General features: G+C 56.9%; 16 protein-coding genes. 10 read left to right on the forward strand and 6 right to left on the reverse strand.

The features are described 5' to 3' along the window. Positions 1 to 154 precede the first annotated feature (154 nt). Positions 155 to 1,213 (reverse strand): ABC transporter ATP-binding protein, encoded by a 1,059-nt coding sequence (locus LCM21_RS08100; RefSeq protein WP_224890151.1) that lies wholly within the window; start codon positions 1,211 to 1,213, stop codon positions 155 to 157. Beyond that, the gene (locus LCM21_RS08105; RefSeq protein WP_224890152.1) at positions 1,210 to 2,016 is read right to left on the reverse strand and encodes an IclR family transcriptional regulator; all 807 of its coding nucleotides are present in this window, start codon (positions 2,014 to 2,016) and stop codon (positions 1,210 to 1,212) included. The genes LCM21_RS08100 and LCM21_RS08105 overlap by 4 nt, the downstream gene beginning before the upstream one ends. A gap of 139 nt (positions 2,017 to 2,155) precedes the next feature. On the opposite strand from LCM21_RS08105, the gene LCM21_RS08110 reads away from it, so the two are divergent. The 10 genes from LCM21_RS08110 (at position 2,156) to LCM21_RS08155 (ending at position 13,423) form a co-directional block, all read left to right on the forward strand. Beyond that, positions 2,156 to 3,415 (forward strand): ABC transporter substrate-binding protein, encoded by a 1,260-nt coding sequence (locus tag LCM21_RS08110; protein ID WP_224890153.1) that lies wholly within the window; start codon positions 2,156 to 2,158, stop codon positions 3,413 to 3,415. 96 nt (positions 3,416 to 3,511) lie between these two features. After that, entirely contained in the window at positions 3,512 to 4,435 is a 924-nt protein-coding gene (locus LCM21_RS08115; RefSeq protein WP_224890154.1) for a carbohydrate ABC transporter permease, read from the forward strand. A gap of 1 nt (position 4,436) precedes the next feature. Continuing rightward, positions 4,437 to 5,285, forward strand: coding sequence for a carbohydrate ABC transporter permease (locus LCM21_RS08120; protein ID WP_224890155.1), 849 nt, complete (start codon positions 4,437 to 4,439; stop codon positions 5,283 to 5,285). A 22-nt stretch (positions 5,286 to 5,307) separates the two neighbouring features. Next, positions 5,308 to 6,648, forward strand: a complete 1,341-nt coding sequence (melA, locus tag LCM21_RS08125; RefSeq protein WP_224890156.1) for an alpha-glucosidase/alpha-galactosidase — start codon at positions 5,308 to 5,310, stop codon at positions 6,646 to 6,648. A 25-nt stretch (positions 6,649 to 6,673) separates the two neighbouring features. Further along, positions 6,674 to 8,383, forward strand: a complete 1,710-nt coding sequence (locus LCM21_RS08130) for an IlvD/Edd family dehydratase (protein WP_224890157.1) — start codon at positions 6,674 to 6,676, stop codon at positions 8,381 to 8,383. Next, on the forward strand, positions 8,383 to 9,150 hold the full coding sequence (locus LCM21_RS08135) for an SDR family NAD(P)-dependent oxidoreductase (protein ID WP_224890158.1): 768 nt from the start codon (positions 8,383 to 8,385) through the stop codon (positions 9,148 to 9,150). The genes LCM21_RS08130 and LCM21_RS08135 overlap by 1 nt, the downstream gene beginning before the upstream one ends. Positions 9,151 to 9,154: 4 nt before the next feature. After that, entirely contained in the window at positions 9,155 to 10,048 is an 894-nt protein-coding gene (locus tag LCM21_RS08140) for a 2-dehydro-3-deoxygalactonokinase (RefSeq protein WP_224890159.1), read from the forward strand. Next, positions 10,045 to 10,650, forward strand: a complete 606-nt coding sequence (locus LCM21_RS08145) for a 2-dehydro-3-deoxy-6-phosphogalactonate aldolase (protein ID WP_224890160.1) — start codon at positions 10,045 to 10,047, stop codon at positions 10,648 to 10,650. Before LCM21_RS08140 ends, LCM21_RS08145 begins: the two co-directional genes overlap by 4 nt. Next, positions 10,647 to 11,507, forward strand: coding sequence for an SMP-30/gluconolactonase/LRE family protein (locus LCM21_RS08150; RefSeq protein WP_224890161.1), 861 nt, complete (start codon positions 10,647 to 10,649; stop codon positions 11,505 to 11,507). Before LCM21_RS08145 ends, LCM21_RS08150 begins: the two co-directional genes overlap by 4 nt. Then, on the forward strand, positions 11,504 to 13,423 hold the full coding sequence (locus LCM21_RS08155; protein WP_224890162.1) for a beta-galactosidase: 1,920 nt from the start codon (positions 11,504 to 11,506) through the stop codon (positions 13,421 to 13,423). Before LCM21_RS08150 ends, LCM21_RS08155 begins: the two co-directional genes overlap by 4 nt. A gap of 39 nt (positions 13,424 to 13,462) precedes the next feature. Here LCM21_RS08155 and LCM21_RS08160 read toward each other — a convergent pair whose 3' ends face one another. From LCM21_RS08160 to LCM21_RS08175, 4 genes are all read right to left on the reverse strand, one after another. Continuing rightward, positions 13,463 to 14,722: an ABC transporter permease gene (locus LCM21_RS08160; protein ID WP_224890163.1), complete on the reverse strand. Its 1,260-nt coding sequence runs from the start codon at positions 14,720 to 14,722 to the stop codon at positions 13,463 to 13,465. Then, positions 14,719 to 15,639 (reverse strand): ABC transporter permease, encoded by a 921-nt coding sequence (locus LCM21_RS08165; RefSeq protein ID WP_068333595.1) that lies wholly within the window; start codon positions 15,637 to 15,639, stop codon positions 14,719 to 14,721. Before LCM21_RS08165 ends, LCM21_RS08160 begins: the two co-directional genes overlap by 4 nt. Before the next feature lie 13 nt (positions 15,640 to 15,652). Continuing rightward, a complete protein-coding gene (locus tag LCM21_RS08170) occupies positions 15,653 to 16,765 on the reverse strand; it encodes an ABC transporter ATP-binding protein (RefSeq protein WP_068333597.1) in 1,113 nt (370 codons plus the stop codon). Between the two features lie 118 nt (positions 16,766 to 16,883). Beyond that, positions 16,884 to 18,008 carry an extracellular solute-binding protein gene (locus LCM21_RS08175; RefSeq protein ID WP_068333600.1) on the reverse strand — a complete coding sequence of 375 codons (1,125 nt, stop codon included), beginning with the start codon at positions 18,006 to 18,008 and terminating at the stop codon, positions 16,884 to 16,886. Positions 18,009 to 18,386: the final 378 nt, after the last annotated feature.

Below are 18,386 nucleotides of genomic sequence, written 5' to 3' on the forward strand. Positions count from 1 at the left end.
GAACTTTCCCTCCAAAAAGCAGCGCGGGTTTGGGCAGAAAGATCCCGTCTGACCCACTGTGCCGGATGTTGGATAGAAAATTCCCAAAGGTCTATGCCCAAAAACGCGCCAACCCGTTAGATCGGCGCGCAAGTTCTGGTTCATTGTCTTTGAGTTACCGGAACCGCAGACCGCTTTCAGGATCAAACAGCATCACGCGATCTGGGCGAAGCTGCACCCCGATCCGGTCCCCTTGTCGGCTGCGTTGATCGTCGCGCTCTTCAATGACCAGCTTGTCGCCATTTGGCGCCAGAAGGTAGGAATAGCTTACCCCACCAAGCGCCTCAGTCAGATCGACCGCGCAGGTCTCACCCGTTCGATCAATTTCGATATGCTCTGGACGGATGCCCAAGGTCACTTTCGTCATGCCCGCAGGCACCTTGGCCGGTACCGCCAGCGGTTCCCCAAGCGCCGGGTGCGAGACCTTGCCGTCGGCATAATCACACTCAAGAAAGTTCATCGCCGGAGAGCCGATAAAACCGGCCACAAACCGGTTGTCAGGGTCGCGGTACAAGTCCATCGGCGCGCCGACCTGTTCGATCCGGCCATCGCGCAGGACTACGATCTTATCGGCCATGGTCATCGCCTCGACCTGATCATGCGTCACATAGATCATCGTCGCGCCAATCTCATTGTGGAGCCGGGCGATTTCCACCCGCATTTCAACCCGCAGCTCGGCATCGAGATTTGAGAGGGGTTCGTCGAACAGAAACACCTCGGGTCCGCGGACAATAGCGCGCCCGATGGCAACACGCTGACGTTGACCACCGGACAGGGCCTTAGGCTTACGCTTAAGGTACGGCCCCAGCTTCAGGATGTTAGAGGCTTGCTGAACCTTCTCGTTGATCTCGGATTTGGCAACACCGTTCATGCGCAGACCAAAGCCCATATTCTCGGCCACTGTCATATGCGGGTACAAGGCGTAGGTCTGGAAGACCATCGCAACCCCGCGTTTTGCGGGGTCCAAATGGGTCACTTCGCGCGCGCCAATATGAATCTGCCCTTCAGTGGTCTCTTCCAGTCCCGCGATCATACGCAGCAAGGTGGATTTGCCGCAGCCCGACGGCCCAACGAAAACACAGAATTCGCCATCCTCGATTTCCAGATCAATGCCGTGGATGACCTGCGTCTCTCCATACCGCTTGATCGCCTGGTTCAAAGTCACACCCGTCATGTCGCTTGCATCCTGTTTGTATTGGCGTTCGGCCGGGTTTCGGGGAACCGCCAAGCCTGTGCTTCGGCTCCGATCTGTTCGGCCACATGGCGAACACGCGGAACCCAGGTTTCCAGTTGCTTGAAATCCATTCGTTCGGTCGAACCTGTTACCGAAATCGCGCCCAGCATCCGCCCGCCCGATGTCAAAATAGGGCACGCGATGCAAATGATGCCGGACTCATGCTCCTCATCGTCGATCGCGTATCCGCGGCTGCGGATCAGATCGAGATCGGCACGCAGCGCCGCCTCGGAGGTCAGCGTTTTTTGGGTAAACCGATGATAGCTTTGCTGCGACACCGCGCGGGCCAGCGCCGCCTCTTCCAAATACGCCAGCATCGCTTTGCCCACACCGGTACAGTAGGCCGGGCCAACCTTGCCTGCCTGCGAATACATCTCGACCGGTTGTGCGGCATTGCGCTTGTCGACATATAGAACTTGGCTGGAATCGAGCTGCGCCAGATGCACCGTTTCCCCGGTCTCTCGGCTAAGAGCATCCAGAAACGGCCGCGCAATAGGCGCCAGCGAGTTTTGTGTCCAAGCCGCATGCGCCAGCCGGACCAATCGCAATCCCGGCGTATAGGTCTGACGATCCGGATCGTATGACAGCATTCCCTGATTGGTCAGAGTTTGCAGAAATCTGTACAAAGTTGCCTTGGGAAAGTTACTACTTTCCAATAGCTCAGCGAACCGCACGGGGCGTGCAAAGGCTGCCACTTGCTCCAGCACATCACATGCTTTTCCTATCGTTCCGTCACCAGCCACGGGTGCCTGTTCTCCTCCCATCAACTCATCGCGTTCGTCACGAAGGTCTTGACAAGACTAACCGAGTTGATGTGTAGTTTTCAATATATAAAACACGGTTTCATTATTTGGAACACGATGGAATCTAAGGGAGGACACCATGCATTCCATGTTCAAGCGCACAGCGGCCGCGCTGGCGGCCAGTGTGGCACTGGCTGCACCTGTTGCAGCCGAACTGACCGGCGAGTTGCGAATCTTCCTCGACACATCGAACCCGGCGCCGCGCGCGACGATGGAAGCGATGATCGAGCGGTTCGCGGAACAACATCCGGGGCTGGAGATTGAAACCACGGTCATCGACCGCGAAGCGTACAAGACGCAAATTCGAAACTTCCTGACCGCAGACACACCGGACGTTGCCACATGGTATGCGGCCAACCGCATGAAGCCCTATGTCGAGGCTGGCCTGTTCGAGGACGTGTCTGACCTGTGGGCCGAGCCTGAAATCGCCGACAACCTGGCCTCCACCAAGGGCGCACTGACGATCGACGGCAAGCAGTGGGGCGTGCCCTATACGTATTACCAGTGGGGTGTTTATTACCGCAAAGACATCTTTGACGAACTGGGTCTGACCGAACCTACGACCTGGGAAGAGGAACTGGCAAACTGCCAGAAAATCGTGGAATCAGGCCGCGCTTGCTATACCATTGGCACAAAGTTTCTTTGGACCGCCGGTGGCTGGTTCGACTACCTCAACATGCGCACCAACGGGTTTGAGTTCCACAACCAACTCGCAAACGGTGAGGTCAGTTGGGAAGATGAACGGGTCAAACAGACCTTCGCCAATTGGAAACAGTTGATCGACATGGGCGCATTCATCGACAACCACCAGACCTATAGCTGGCAGGAGGCCCTGCCCTTCATGGTCAACGGCGATGCCGCCGCGTACCTGATGGGTAATTTCGCCGTTGCGCCCCTGCGCGAGGCGGGTTTGACCGACGATCAACTGGATTTCTACCAGTTTGTTTCGATCAACCCTGAAGTTGAGCTGGCCGAAGACGCGCCGACCGATACGTTCCACATCCCGGCCAATGCGTCGAACAAAGAAGCCGCGCGCGAGTTCCTGCGTTTCGTAGTCTCGGCGGACGAACAGACCGAGATCAACAATGGCGCGAACCTGGGCCAATTGCCCGTGAACGCCCAGTCAGCGGTTGATGATGACAAGTTTCTGCAACAGGGATTTGCGATGTTGTCGTCCAACAGCCCCGGCGGTGTTGCCCAGTTCTGGGATCGCGACGCACCCGCAGAAATGGCCAAAGTGTCGATGGAAGGCTTCCAGGAGTTCATGGTCAAGCCTGACAACCTGGACCGTATTCTGGCAAAACTGGAACGCGCCCGCGAACGCATCTACGAAAACTGATCTGGTCAGGCCGGGGAAAAGCCCGGCCTGCACCTTGTCAAGCGTAAGGCGGGTGCAGCCAACCTTACTCCCTATACCAAATCCCCGAGTATCCGCATGTCTGTCGTCGACGTCTCAGATCAGGAAAGCTGGTTCCACAAAAACCAACAGCGCATCGCACCGTGGCTGTTTCTGGCCCCCGGTCTGCTGTTCTTCATGGTCTATGTGATCATTCCGGTGTTCCAGTCTTTTAACCTGTCTCTCTACGAATGGGATGGGCTTGGCGCGGCCGAATATGTCGGGTTTCGAAACTACGAAGACCTCTACTGGGAATGGGTTGACCGGGATGCCTTTTACACGTCCCTAAAGAACAACCTGATTTGGTTGCTTTTGTATCTGGCGGCTATTCCGGCGGGTCTTTTCATTGCCCTCTTCCTCAATCAGACGGTCTGGGGTATTCGGTTGTATAAATCTCTGTTTTTCTTTCCATTCGTTATTTCCCAAGTCGTCGTGGGCCTTGTTTTTACCTGGTTTTATGATCCGACCTTTGGCCTGCTGAATGAATTTCTTGGCCTTTTCGGCCTCGGTCCGCTGAACGTGCTGGGCGATGAACGGTTCGTGACCTACGGCATTATCTTTGCCGGTCTGTGGCCGCAGACAGCCTATTGCATGATCCTCTACCTCACCGGCTTGAACGCCGTCGACCCGGAACAGATTGAGGCCGGACGTCTGGATGGCGCAAAGGGGTTTCGAATGCTTTGGCATATCATCTTGCCCCAACTGCGCCCCGCCACCTTCATCGCCTTCGTTGTTACGATCATCGGAGCGCTGCGTTCTTTCGACCTGATTTCTATCATGACCCAAGGCGGTCCGTTCGGGTCATCCCGCGTGCTGGCCTATTACATGTTCGAAGTTGCACTGTCTGAATACGGCTTCCGCATGGGCTATGGCGCGGCCATCGCCGTGGTGCTTTTCCTCATCATGCTGTGCTTCATCGCCTATTTCCTGTGGTCGATGTACCGCGAAGAAAGGGGGCACTGAGATGTTTCCCAAACCCATCGAAAAAAAAACCCGTGCGGCACAGATCACGTATCAGGCGATGCTGCCTCTGGCACTGCTGCTGTGGTTGGGTCCGCTATTGGCGGTCGCGCTGTTCTCGGTCAAACCGGCCGCTGACTTCACCAATGCCAACTACTGGGGGATGCCATCCAGCTTTGAGGGCGCGTTCAACTACGGGCAGGTGTTCTTCAACTCGGACATGCCGCGCTACCTTCTGAACTCGTTCATGATCACGATCCCAACAGTGATCGGCGCTGTTGCACTCAGCTGCATGACTGGCTTCGCGCTGGGTATCTACAAGTTCAAATCGAACCTCTGGATTTTCTTTATGTTCGTGGCGGGTAATTTCGTGCCGTTCCAAATCCTGATGGTTCCCGTCCGCGACCTGACCTTGCAACTGGGGCTATACAACACCAAGACCGGGTTGGTTCTGTTCCACATCGCCTTCCAGACCGGGTTCTGTACGCTGTTCATGCGAAACTTTATCCGCGCCCTTCCGTTTGAGTTGATCGAGGCCGCGCGGGTCGAAGGCATCAGCGAATGGCGCATATTCTGGTACGTGGTTCTGCCGCTGATGAAACCCGCCATCGCAGCGCTGAGCGTGCTGATCTTCACCTTCATCTGGAACGACTATTTCTGGGCTGTCGTGCTGACCCAAGGCGCAGAAAGCCAACCTGTCACTGCGGGGATCACCAGCTTTAACGCGCAGTTCAGAGCCGCCTATCAGTTGATGAGCGCCGGTTCCATCGTCGCGGCCTTGCCGCCGGTGGCCATGTTCTTCCTGATGCAAAAACACTTTATCGCGGGTCTGACACTTGGAGCTGTGAAATGACGTCAAGCCTAGGGTTTGCAACATGACAAAAATCACCTTTATTGGTGCCGGTTCCACCATTTTTATGCAGAATATCGTGGGCGATGCGCTGCTGACACCAGCGCTGTGCGACAGCCACTTCGCACTGATGGACATTGATCCCGAGCGTCTGGCCGAAAGCGAAGCGGTTGCCCGCGCCATGATCCGCTCGGTCGGTTCGGGTGCGTCTGTTTCGACCCATACAGAACGGCGCGCCGCTTTGGACGGGGCAGATTTTGTTATCACCGCGTTCCAGATCGGCGGGTATGAGCCGTGTACCGTGACCGACTTTGAGATTCCAAAACAATACGGCCTGCGTCAGACCATCGCCGACACGCTTGGCGTCGGCGGCATCATGCGCGGTCTGCGCACTGTTCCGGTGTTGTGGGACGTGGCACGGGACATGATGCAGCTTTGCCCGAACGCGACCCTGCTGCAATACGTGAACCCGATGGCCATCAATACATGGGCGCTGGCCGAGCAATTCCCGGCACTGAAACAGGTCGGCCTATGCCACTCGGTACAGAACACGGTCGAAGAACTGGCGCATGACCTCGACCTGCCGAAAGATGAAATCCGCTACAAGGTCGCGGGCGTCAATCATGTCGCCTTTTTCCTGCGGCTGGAACATCGGGGCCACGACCTGTATCCCGCCTTACGGCAGGGGTACGCAAGTGGCCAAATCCCCAAGGCTCCTCTGCTGATGCCACGTTGCCCGAACAAGGTTCGGTACGAGGTGATGGATCACCTGGGATATTTCTGCACCGAAAGTTCCGAGCATTTGGCCGAATATGTACCGTGGTTCATCAAGGATGGGCGAGAAGACCTGATCAAGCAGTTTTCCATCCCGCTGGATGAATACCCCACCCGATGCGTGGAACAGGTTGCAAATTGGAAAGAACAGGCCAAGACCCTGACGGATGGTCGCACCATCAAGGTAACCCGCAGTCACGAATTCGCTGCCGATCTGATGGATGCCATTGTTACCAATACGCCTTACGTGGCCTATGGAAACCTGCCCAACACCGGCCAGATGCCGCAACTTCCGTTGGGGGCCGCCGTTGAAACCCCTTGTCTGGTCGACGGCAACGGTGTGCAGCCTTCGATCGTTACAGACATTCCACCGCAACTGATCGCGCTGATGAGGAGCCAGATCAATGTGCAAGAGCTTACCGTGCGAGCATTGGTCGACCAGAACCCGGAATACATCTATCACGCCGCCATGATGGACCCGCACACAGCCGCCGAATTAGATCTGCGCCAAATCCGCAGCCTTGTCGATGACCTGTTAATCGCGCATGCCGACTGGCTTCCGGATTGGTGCAAACCTGCAAAAGCCGCCTGAACCAAAGACTAGAAGGCTAACAAAAATGACAACGAAACGCCGCTCGCAACACTGGTACGGAAAACTCGACAAAGACGGGTTCATCCACCGGTCCTGGATGAAGAATCAGGGCTTTCCCGATCACGCCTTTGACGGGCGCCCGATCATTGGCATCTGCAATACATGGTCCGAGCTAACACCCTGCAACTCGGGCCTGCGCGACCTGGCCGAGGGCGTCAAACGCGGCGTTTGGGAGGCAGGCGGTTTCCCAGTTGAGTTTCCGGTCATGTCTCTGGGCGAAACCCAGATGAAGCCTACCGCCATGCTGTTCCGCAACCTTCTGGCAATGGATGTCGAAGAATCGATCCGTGCCTATGGCATCGATGGCGTTGTCCTGTTGGGTGGTTGTGACAAAACCACGCCGGGGCAGTTGATGGGCGCAGCCTCAGTCGATCTGCCCTCGATAGTGGTGAGTTCCGGCCCTATGCTGAACGGCAAGTATCGCGGTAAGGATATCGGGTCGGGCACAGATGTCTGGAAATTCTCCGAAGCTGTCCGCGCCGGAGAAATGACGCTGCAAGACTTCATGAACGCCGAATCCGGCATGTCGCGCAGTGCAGGTGTTTGCATGACCATGGGCACCGCATCGACCATGGCCTCACTGGTCGAGGCGATGGGGATGAGCCTGCCCACCAACGCTGCGCTTCCGGCAGTTGACGCCCGCCGTATGGCTCTGGCGCATCTGACCGGGAAGCGGATCGTTGAAATGGTGGACGAGGACCTGAAGCCTTCGGACATTTTGACCAAAGAAGCGTTCGAAAATGCCATCCTCACCAATGCCGCCGTAGGTGGATCGACCAACGCCGTTGTTCACTTGCTGGCTTTGGCTGGTCGCGTGGGTGTTGATCTGTCACTCAAAGATTTTGAGATCGGGTCGGAAATACCCCTTCTGGTGAATTGCATGCCTTCGGGCAAATACCTGATGGAAGATTTCTGCTACGCGGGTGGTGTGCCCGTAGTTCTGAATGAGCTGAAACCCTTCCTGCGCCCTGCCAAGACCGTTCTGAACAAGGATATTTCGGCCCATTACGAGGGCGCCGAATGCTTCAACCGCGACGTGATCCGTCCTTTCGATGATCCGGTGAAACCTGCCGCGGGCCTTCGCGTCTTACGCGGAAATCTCGCACCCAATGGTGCCATCGTAAAGCCCTCAGCCGCGACGGACGCGCTGTTGGAAACCGAGGCAGACGCCTATGTTTTTGAGAACATCGAAGACCTGAAAGCCAACATAGACCGGGATGATCTGCCAGTGACGGCAGACACTATTCTGGTGCTCAAGGGCTGCGGGCCAAAAGGCTATCCCGGCATGCCAGAAGTCGGCAACATGCCAATTCCCGCAAAGCTTGTGAAAGAGGGTGTGCGCGACATGATCCGAGTTTCGGATGCGCGCATGTCCGGCACAGCCTTTGGCACTGTGATCCTTCATGTCAGCCCCGAGGCGCAGGCCGGGGGAACGCTGGCGCTGGTCAAAACCGGCGACCGCATCCGGGTGTCCGCCAGCAAGGGTGAGTTGGAACTGCTCGTTGATGAGGCAGAACTGGCTACCCGCCGCGCGGCGTGGCAACCGGACGACCCGCACTATACCCGCGGTTACGCGAAACTTTATATCGACCACGTGCTGCAGGCCGATCAGGGTGCCGACCTTGATTTCCTTGTCGGCAAAGACACCCGCCTTGTGACCAGAGAGAGCCACTGATGGATCAACCAGCAACTTTCCACGATTTGAACGGTGCGTCGGTCTTTATTACTGGTGGCGGCTCTGGCGTCGGTGCAGCGTTGACGGACGGATTTCTGGCCCAAGGTGCCAACGTGGCATTCATCGGTCGATCGGACGCCAGCGGATTTGTCGCGGAAATGCATGATAAACACGGTCGCGCACCGTTGTTCATGCAGGCCGATATTACAGATACCGCATTGCTGCACGCCACGATGCAAAAAGCCTCGGATGCGCATGGTCCCTTGAACGTACTGATCAACAATGCAGCTAACGACCAACGCCACTCGCTTGAGGAAACCACGCCTGAGTTTTGGGACTGGATGATTGAGGTCAACCTCAAGGCTTATTTCTTCGCCTGTCAGGAAGCGGCACGCCAGATGCAAGGGGAAGGCGGGGCCATCGTCAACTTTAGTTCGATCAGCTACATGATTGGCAATGCCGGCTATCCAATCTACACGACCGCGAATGCCGGGATCACCGGGATGACCCGATCCCTTGCGCGTGAGCTTGGGCCGAAGAACATACGTGTGAACGCGCTCGCCCCGGGGTGGGTTCTGACCCAGAAACAGTTGGATATGTGGGCCACTCCCGAAGACCTTGCGGCCCATATGAACCGCCAATGCCTGAAGGAACACCTGACGCCCGAAGATATGATCGCGCCGACCCTGTTCCTGGCCTCCAATGCCAGCCGTGCAATGACCGGGCAATGCATGGCGGTTGACGGCGGCGTTGTCGTAACGGGGTAGAGACATGAATTCTGAATGGATCGCTGTCGATTGGGGAACGTCACATTTGCGCGTCTGGGCGATGCGGGGCGATACCGTGGTTGATCAGGCTCAGTCTGACAAAGGCATGGCCCGCGTCAACAGGGATGAGTTTCAGGCCGCCTTGTTGGAACTTATCGAAGGCTGGTTGGGGGCTGAACCCGTAGATGTGATCGCATGTGGAATGGTGGGCGCGCGGCAGGGTTGGGTCGAGGCACCCTATTCGGCCGTTCCCTGCGCCGCCACACCCGTCGCCCCATTTCGCGTTCCCAACACCGACGCGCGCATTCGCGCCTTTGTTGTGCCCGGTTTGAAGCAGACCTCTCCGCCAGATGTCATGCGAGGCGAAGAAACCCAGATCGCGGGATATCTGGCTAGTCGCCCAAACTGGGACGGTGTGATTTGCCTGCCCGGAACCCATAGCAAGTGGGTTCAAGTCAGCGCAGGAGAAGTCGTCAGTTTCCGTACCTTCATGACCGGAGAGATGTTCAACCTTCTTAGTGGCCAATCAGTGCTGAAACATTCAGTCGGCACTGGTTGGGACGATGCAGCCTTTGTCGATGCCATGGCTGACACGTTGTCAAAACCGGAACAGTTGGCGGCGCGGCTGTTTGGCTTGCGCGCCGCCGATCTGCTTCAGGGACAAGATGGTAGTATCGCCCGGGCGCAGCTTTCGGGCTTTCTGATTGGCGCTGAACTGGCAGCAACCCGGCCCTATTGGCTAGGTCAGCGATTGGCGATCATTGGGGCTACTGGTCTCTCTGAGACCTACGCCAAGGCCTTAAAAACTCAAGGCGCCTTTGTGGAAACCGCAGACAGCACTGAATGCACATTGGCCGGCCTTCTGCTGGCTCGCAACCTGACGAGGCAAACCGCATGAACCGTCCCATCATTGCGATCCTGCGGGGCCTGACACCGTCGGCTGCGTTGGCAACCGGGCAAGCCTTGATCGACGCCGGGATCGACAAGATCGAAGTCCCGTTGAACTCGCCCGATCCGCTGGACTCCATCGGTCGTCTGTCCAAGGAATTCGGCGACCGCGCTTTGATTGGCGCAGGCACCGTTCTGACGCCGGAGCAAGTGGACGACGTCGCCAGGGTTGGCGGCAAACTGATCGTATCGCCAAATTGCGACCCCGAGGTGATTTCACACACTCACAGGCTGGGCTTGGAAAGCTGGCCTGGCATCTTCACACCAACCGAGGCTTTCGCCGCCCTCAAGGCTGGAGCTTCCGGGCTGAAACTGTTTCCCGGCGCGCTGGCCGGTCCGGCAGGTCTGTCGGCGCTGCGCCCTGTGCTGCCCAAGGGTACGCTTGTATATGCTGTGGGCGGCGCGGGGCCTGAAAACTTTGGCCAGTGGATCGCAGCCAGCGCAGATGGGTTCGGAATCGGATCGGCCCTCTACAAACCCGGCATGACTGTATCTGAGGTCGCGGCCAAGGCGGCACAGATCGTCGCCGCGTATGATGAGGCCGCAGGATGAGCACCATCTTCGACAACCGTCCTTGCGAGTTGGGTGAAGGCCCTTTGTGGCATCCCGAACGCCAACAGCTTTTCTGGTTCGATATCATCGGTAAAACTCTGATGACGCAAAAAAACGGCGAACCACGCGACTGGCAGTTTGACGAACATGTCTCAGCCGCTGGGTGGGTCGACCGGGAAACGCTGCTGATAGCTTCCGAAACGGGTTTGTGGCGTTTCAGCCTCAAGACTGGTCAAAAAGACCTTGTCGCGTCTCTTGAGGCGAACAATCCAATTACCCGCTCGAACGACGGACGCGCTGACCCCTGGGGGGGGTTCTGGATCGGGACGATGGGCAAAGCGGCGGAGCCCCACGCCGGTGCGATCTATAGGTACTGGCGGGGCGAATTGCGGCGGGTGGTGCCGAACGTCACGATCCCGAACGCGATCTGTTTTGCGCCGGACCGCTCCTGCGCTTACTACGCCGATACAGTGTCAAAACAGGTCATGCGCTGGCCTCTGAACCCGGAAACCGGCTGGCCCGAAGAAGACGGATCGGTGTTTCTGGATTTTCGGGTCGATGGCCTGAATCCCGACGGTGCCGTGATCGATGCCGAAGGGAACATTTGGATCGCGCAATGGGGCGCAAGCCGCGTAGCGGCCTATACACCATCCGGGCAAATCATAACGGCCAAGACTTTTGACGCCGCGCATACCTCGTGCCCTGCCTTTGGCGGCGATGATCTCACAACGCTTTTCTGCACGTCGGCCCGCGAAGGGTTGAACGCTGAAACACTTGCACAACAACCTACCAACGGCATGACCTTTTCCGCCTCTGACGCAGGTAAAGGGCTGCCCGAATACAGAGTCCTTTTATGAAACCTGAACTTGGCGTTTGTTACTATCCCGAACACTGGCCCGAAGAGATGTGGGCCAAAGACGCCGCCCGCATGGTAGAAACCGGGCTGACCTGGGTACGCATCGGTGAGTTTGCGTGGAGCCGGATGGAACCCACCCCGGGCGATTTGCGCTTTGACTGGCTGGACCGCGCGATCGAGGTCTTGGGATCCGCAGGGCTCAAGGTTGTTCTGGGAACACCCACGGCGACCCCACCGCGCTGGATGCTAGAGAAACACCCCGATATGCTGGCTGTTGACGCACAGGGACAGCCACGCAAATTCGGCTCGCGCAGGCATTACTGTTTTAGCCATCAGGGCTATATCCAAGAATGCACCCGTATCGCCCGGATCATGGGTGAGCGCTATGGCAGTAACCCGCATGTGGCGGCGTGGCAGATCGACAACGAATATGGCTGCCACGACACCACGATCAGCTATAGCCAAGCCGCCCTGCGCGCATTTCAACAGTGGCTAGAGGACCAATACGGCTCGATCGACGCATTGAACACGGCTTGGGGCAACGTGTTCTGGTCGATGGAATACGGCAGTTTCGACCAGATCGACCTGCCCAACCTGACCGTGACCGAACCAAACCCAGCGCATGTTCTGGCGTTCCGCCGGTTCAGCTCGGATCAGGTGGCGATCTTTAACAAAGCGCAGGTTGACGTATTGAGGCCTCTGACGGACGCGCCGCTTTTGCACAACTATATGGGTCGGATACTGGATTTCGACCATTTCAAAGTGGGCGAAGACTTGGATATCGCCACTTGGGACAGCTATCCGATCGGGTTTCTTTCAGACCGGCTTGAGGCGGACGAGGCGCATAAAACCGCGTTTCTGCAACAAGGCGATCCGGACATGCAGGCCTTTCACCACGACCTCTACCGCGCTGTGGGGCGCGGCCGCTGGTGGGTGATGGAACAACAACCCGGCCCGGTAAACTGGGCACCATTCAATCCCGCTCCACTGCCCGGTATGGTGCGCCTTTGGTCGCTTGAGGCCGTCGCGCACGGGGCCGAGGTGGTCAGCTACTTCCGTTGGCGGCAGGCACCATTTGCGCAAGAACAAATGCATGCCGGACTTTTGACGCCAAACGACAAACCCGCCCCCGCCTTGTCCGAAGTACGGCAGACAGCCGATGATCTGGCGCAATTGGGTCCGATCACGCAGAGCCGGGCCGACGTGGCCATTCTGTTCGATTACGCCTCGGATTGGGCGTGGCAGACGCAACCGCAGGGGGCGGGGTTCAACTATTTCCGGCTGGTTTTCTCAGCCTATCGCGCGTTGCGGCGGGCGGGTCTTTCAGTGGATTTCCTATCCGCACAAGACACCCCGGAACCCGGATACAAGCTTATACTTGCTCCGGGGCTCGCGACGCTGGACAGCGACCTGGAACACCGCCTTCTACAGGGATGTGATCTGGCAATTCTTGGCCCTCGTAGTGGCGCGATTACGCGAGACTTCCAAATCCCAAAAGCAGGGCGCCCGGGTCTGTCAGGGCTGAATTGCAACGTCGATCTTGTCGAAACCCTGTCCCCAAACGTGCATCGAACTGTCAACAGAGGTGGTGCCGCCCGGCATTGGATTGATCGTTTGTCCGGCACTGCGCCTGACTTGTTGACGTTTACCGATGGCACGCCAGCACTAAAAGGGACTGATGGGCTTTGGTATCTTGCAGGTTTTCCTGATGAACACCTGTGGGATCGGGTCGTCGAGATGGCTGCAGCCAAGGTGAAATTGGACATCCACCCGCTGCCCGAAGGGTTGCGGCGCCGCGAGACGGATCAGTATGTATTCCTTACGAACTACACCGCCGCGCCAATCAATTGGAACAACCACGAGATTGCCCCCTGTGATGTCGTTATCCTGAAAAAGAACGCGCCCCAGAAAGGTTAGATTTCCGGGCGCGCCTCTTTCGAGTTTCGAACGGTTCCGTCAGTCATTTTGCAGGCTGTTCGGATCAAAGGCGCCACCGAACCCGCCGTTGCTGGATGGCGGAGTGTCGGACTGCGGTTGTGTTTCCTCACTGTCGCCGCCCAAGGTGTTTGGAGCGAATACATTGCCAAAACCGCTGTTGTTCGACGGCCTTGGCGCGGATTGCGCGCCACCCTGCTCGGCCTCTTCCGCCTCGCGTTGTTTGCGCTGTTCCTCGCGCTGCTGGCGCAGCTCCTGAATGCGCTGCTCTGCCTCAAGCCGTTTCTGTTCGCGGACGTTGGCAACGCATTGGGCAGGGTCATAAGCGGTTGCGGTGCCGACTACCGTGATCGTTGCGATGGCAAAGACAACAACCATAACTGCGGCTGCATTGCCGGCAAAGAAGCTGGGAAGCTTGATTTTGCCAGCCAGTTCTTCCACCGTCGCCTGTCTGCGTGCTGCCGCCACTAGTTCCTGACGCTTCAGCTTTGCCTCGTTCAGCAGTGCGAAGAACACCGTCAATGCCACTATGATGAAGGCCAGTGCCGAAATCGAAGGTGTGATGCCATAGCGCACCTTTTGCGCCAGTTCGATGGTCAGCGTCGGATACTCACCAAATGTAAAGGTGGTTGTGTTGTAGTTCTCGAACGAGGCGAGGAAGGCCAGAACCGCTGCCGAAGCGATAGCGGGCCGCATAAACGGCAGAAGGATCTTCCGGAATGCCTGCGCATGGGTTGCGCCAAGGTCAAGCGCTGCTTCGGTCAGCGCCACGTCATAGCGTTGCAGACGCGCCACCAAAACCAGCATGCAATAACTGGCGATAAAGGTGGATTGGCCAATCACCGTCAGGAATACGCCGTTCGACAACACACTGTCTGCGCCCAGCCCCAGCATGCGGTTGATCCGATCCCAAAACACCAGTGTCGAGATACCCAAAACCACACCGGGTATCAGGATCGGTGCGATGATGACCGTGTAATAGGTTGCCCGCAGTTTGGGCCAGATCTGCGTCAGCATCAGCGCCCCCGCCAGACCCATCGCCACTGACAGAACCACCGTCCCGGCACCAATAATCAACGAGTTCTTGATGCCATTCAGAATCCGCTGATCCCGAAACAATTCATCAAACCACTGGAAAGTCAGGCACTCCCACGGCGTCATCCTTGGAAAGGCCGATGAGTTGAATGCCGTAACCGACATGATCACAAGCGGGCCTAACAGGTACAAGAAAAAGATAACGAGGTAGGCCCAGATGCTGACACGAAGGAAGGACCCGCTCATTTCCCGATATCCCCCATGTTCACCTTGAACAGGCGCATCACGGCCAGAACGAACAGGATACAGGTCACCAGAAGAACGATCGCGTAGGCCGCGCCTTGCGGCCAGTCATTGTTATCATTGAACTGTTGATAGATCAGTTGCGTGAACCACAACGACGAGGGTCCACCCAAAATCTGCGGTGCGGCCAGCGCTCCGGCGCTGAGCATGAACACCATCGTACAGCCTGAACTGATCCCCGGCTTGGCATACGGAATGACCACCCGCCAGTGAATCCGCCACCATGGGGCGCCCAGGTCCCGCGCGGCCTCAATCTGGTTATGATCCAGGCTTTCGATCACGTTGTAGATCGGGAAGATCATCAGCAGGATATACGCGTATCCCAGACCCGCGTAGAGCGCGATATCGTTGCGGATAAAGTCGAACGGCGTATCGAATATCCCCAACCCAACAAACAGGGTATTCAACACGCCGGTCTCGCCAAAAATAATCCGCAGGGCGAAGGCGCGCAGGATTTCGTTGATCCAATAGGGGATGATCAACATGATCGCGAAGATGCGGATATGGCTGCCCTTTGATTGCCCAAGATAGTAGGCGATTGGATAGCAAATGATCAGGTTGAAAATCGTCACGCAAACCGCTGCAATCAAGGTTCGGAAAAAGACCCTGAGATCAACAGCATTATAGTCCTGACTGCCGCCTTCGGGGCCGTAGATCAGGTATTTGTAATTCTCTAGCGTATAGACATCTTTTGGCCCGCCTATCTCTGGCGGTGGAAGGTTGGGACGGAACGAGAAGTCCAACATCGACAGTTGTGGCAATATGATCAGGCCGATGGTCCAGAACAGGACCAGACCCAGAATCGCCAGCCCCATGCCGGTGCCGTTCCGATTGAAAAACTCTTTCAGAAATTTGGGCATCCGTCAGTCCCTCTTATTCCGCGGCCAACTCACCTGCTGGAACCAGAACCGCATTTTGGGTCTCGTATTCCAGCGTGATGCTTTGCCCGGTATGGTCCTGGAATGACTGGCCGTGGTTCGGAATTGACACCTTGATTTCCTTGCCACCGTCACCTTGGGTGAAGATGTTGAAGACGTTGCCCTCGAACTCTTCGTGTTTGACACGCGCCGTGACATAATGATCTCCGGTCGCGCCATCAGGAGCGATTGCCAATGCCTCGGGCCGGATGAACAGCATCGCATCGTCGCCCTCTTTCATCTTGCCTTGATTGGCTGTCGAAATTCGCGCCACCAAATCGCCCGAGCGGTTGGTCGCGATCATCGCCTCAGTGCCCATGACTTGTTTGATCTTGCCCCGAAACACATTGTTTTCGCCCACGAACGATGCCGCAAAGGCCGTGTTCGGGTCATTGTAGATAGTCTTTCCTGTCGCGATCTGATCAATCACCCCGTCCCGCATGACGGCAATATTGTCCGACATGGTCAACGCCTCACCCTGGTCATGCGTGATGTAGATAAAGGTGATCCCAACGCGCTGTTGTATCTCGCGAAGTTCCGTCCGCATATGCTGGCGCAGTTTGAGATCGAGCGCCGAAAGCGGTTCGTCCAGTAACAGCACATCGGGTTCTGCGCATAAGGCACGGGCAATGGCCACGCGCTGACGCTGCCCGCCCGAAAGCTCACTGGGTAGCTTATCGCCCTGCCCCGGCAGCGCGATCATGTCCAACAGCTCATCCGCGCGTTTGCGGCGTTGCGCGGCACTTGCCCCTTTGATCTCCATCGAGAAGGTGATGTTTTCCCAAACTTTCATCAGCGGGAACAACGCAAGATTCTGGAAAATCAGTGCGGTCGGCCGCTTGTTAGGCCCGATGCCCAGCATATCTTTGCCACCGATCAGAACCCGCCCCTCGCTGGGATCCAGAAAGCCGGAAACAGCGCGTAGGATCGTTGTCTTGCCACATCCCGAGGGTCCGAGAAACGAAAAGAAATCCCCGCCGTTTATATTCACATTGGCATCCCTCACAGCGACGAAATCGCCGAAACGAATCCACAGGTTTTCCAGATCTACACCGACCCCTGCACTCATAGTTGGTATCTCCGTCTGGCGCGATGGATGACCGCACCGAAATGGTCTCCGTCACGCCGAAACGGCGCGCAGGTGAAATGCCCCCCGCGCCGCGGCGGAGGGCATCGTCGCAAAGCGATCAGGCGCTTTTGAATTTGTTGACGAACTCGGTCCGGGTTTCAGCATACCAAGGTGCTTCTGCCGGCCACGGGTTGAGGTTGGCCAGTGAGTCGCCCGGATATGCCTCGGCAAAGTTCTTTTTGTAGGTGTCACCAGAATACTGGTCAGCCCCCAGAACAGGCGAGTTGTAGCCGTGGCTGTCAATCGCCACGCCAGCAGGTTTCGCCTGATACGCGAAGTCAATGAAGGCATAGACTTGATCGATATTTGTAGCACCGGTTGGCATCGCCATACCGTCGACCCACGCCATCGCGCCCTCAATCGGCGCCTGGTAGTGTACCGGCTCGCCAGCGGATTTCAGCGCCAGTGGCGGTCCGTCCCATGTCTGGCCAACCACAACGCCTTCGTTCAGCAATCCATTTTTCTGGGTGTCAGCATCGTTCCAGATCAACTTGATCCGATCTTTGCGTGCCACGCACCAGTCGGTGATCTGGCTCCAGACCGTGCGCATAGTTTCTTCGTCGTTATACGCGGCCCAGACAGAGCCTGGCTCCATCTCGCCCGAACGCTCCATAAATAGTCCCGCACCCAGCATCATCGAGTGTGCACGGCCCATGGTTTTTCCGGCGTTTTCTTCAGACCAGACGTCACCATAAGACGGTGCATCACCTGCCGGCAGCCACAGGTCGGTCCGATATGCTATGCCTTCGGTACCCCAGATATGCGGCAGCCAGTGCACGCCGCTATCGGCAAAGTTCCAGGCATCCGTACCAATCGCGGCCATCGCCGGGTTCACCAGATCGATCGGAACTTTGCTCATGTCGAACGGCTGCAGAAGTTCCAGCGGCTCCCATTGGAGCGAGCGGTTGTTGGTGGGCGAGACGATGTCAAAACCCTGACCGCCTGTGGCCTTCATCTTGTTAATGATTTCTTCGTTCGAACCGATGCCAGTGTAGTTCACCTTAATTCCAGTTAGAGTCTCGAACTCTTCGATGAATGACGGCGGCAGGTAGTCCGACCACATCAGAATGTTGATCTCACCCGAGGAGGCCAACGCAGATTTACTGTAAAGCGGCGCGGCCAAAGCAGCTGCACCAGCCCCTTTCAAAACCGAGCGTCTGGAAATAGTTTTCCGGTAAGTCATTTTTACATCTCCCGTGATTTGGACTCTGTTGGATTTTTTTATTGTTTGCACGCTAGAGCTTTGTGCCCGCCCTGTCAGCGCAAAAGTGACAGTTATCAGTTTCGATAGGTCCAGTTTGTTGCCGCACCCGTCAAAACCTATGCAAATTCAGTGCTCCGCTTGGCTGCGGTCAATGGGGCTAAACCTGTGCGGCCCAAACCCATGCAGATAAAATATGGAAAACCTCGAATGCGCCCGCTGCCAAGATTTCTTTCCGCCCGCGTTGTCTTGCGAATTACTTTTCCCTGTAAAAAAGTCACTGAAAACGTCACTCAACTCGCATATGGTATCGCTAACGGCTAGAATGCAGCAACCTGACCTGCTAAGTGCCAGATCGAC

Source organism: Ruegeria profundi, from assembly GCF_020171505.1.
Taxonomy (GTDB): Bacteria; Pseudomonadota; Alphaproteobacteria; order Rhodobacterales; family Rhodobacteraceae; genus Ruegeria; species Ruegeria profundi.

Excerpts from the sequence above, each read along its gene's own strand:
- LCM21_RS08100 (WP_224890151.1), bottom strand. The coding sequence starts at position 1,213 with ATGACGGGTGTGACTTTGAACCAGGCGATCAAGCGGTATGGAGAGACG.
- LCM21_RS08110 (WP_224890153.1), top strand. The coding sequence starts at position 2,156 with ATGCATTCCATGTTCAAGCGCACAGCGGCCGCGCTGGCGGCCAGTGTG.
- LCM21_RS08115 (WP_224890154.1), top strand. The coding sequence starts at position 3,512 with ATGTCTGTCGTCGACGTCTCAGATCAGGAAAGCTGGTTCCACAAAAAC.
- LCM21_RS08120 (WP_224890155.1), top strand. The coding sequence starts at position 4,437 with ATGTTTCCCAAACCCATCGAAAAAAAAACCCGTGCGGCACAGATCACG.
- melA (WP_224890156.1), top strand. The coding sequence starts at position 5,308 with ATGACAAAAATCACCTTTATTGGTGCCGGTTCCACCATTTTTATGCAG.
- LCM21_RS08130 (WP_224890157.1), top strand. The coding sequence starts at position 6,674 with ATGACAACGAAACGCCGCTCGCAACACTGGTACGGAAAACTCGACAAA.
- LCM21_RS08135 (WP_224890158.1), top strand. The coding sequence starts at position 8,383 with ATGGATCAACCAGCAACTTTCCACGATTTGAACGGTGCGTCGGTCTTT.
- LCM21_RS08140 (WP_224890159.1), top strand. The coding sequence starts at position 9,155 with ATGAATTCTGAATGGATCGCTGTCGATTGGGGAACGTCACATTTGCGC.
- LCM21_RS08145 (WP_224890160.1), top strand. The coding sequence starts at position 10,045 with ATGAACCGTCCCATCATTGCGATCCTGCGGGGCCTGACACCGTCGGCT.
- LCM21_RS08150 (WP_224890161.1), top strand. The coding sequence starts at position 10,647 with ATGAGCACCATCTTCGACAACCGTCCTTGCGAGTTGGGTGAAGGCCCT.
- LCM21_RS08155 (WP_224890162.1), top strand. The coding sequence starts at position 11,504 with ATGAAACCTGAACTTGGCGTTTGTTACTATCCCGAACACTGGCCCGAA.
- LCM21_RS08160 (WP_224890163.1), bottom strand. The coding sequence starts at position 14,722 with ATGAGCGGGTCCTTCCTTCGTGTCAGCATCTGGGCCTACCTCGTTATC.
- LCM21_RS08165 (WP_068333595.1), bottom strand. The coding sequence starts at position 15,639 with ATGCCCAAATTTCTGAAAGAGTTTTTCAATCGGAACGGCACCGGCATG.
- LCM21_RS08170 (WP_068333597.1), bottom strand. The coding sequence starts at position 16,765 with ATGAGTGCAGGGGTCGGTGTAGATCTGGAAAACCTGTGGATTCGTTTC.
- LCM21_RS08175 (WP_068333600.1), bottom strand. The coding sequence starts at position 18,008 with ATGACTTACCGGAAAACTATTTCCAGACGCTCGGTTTTGAAAGGGGCT.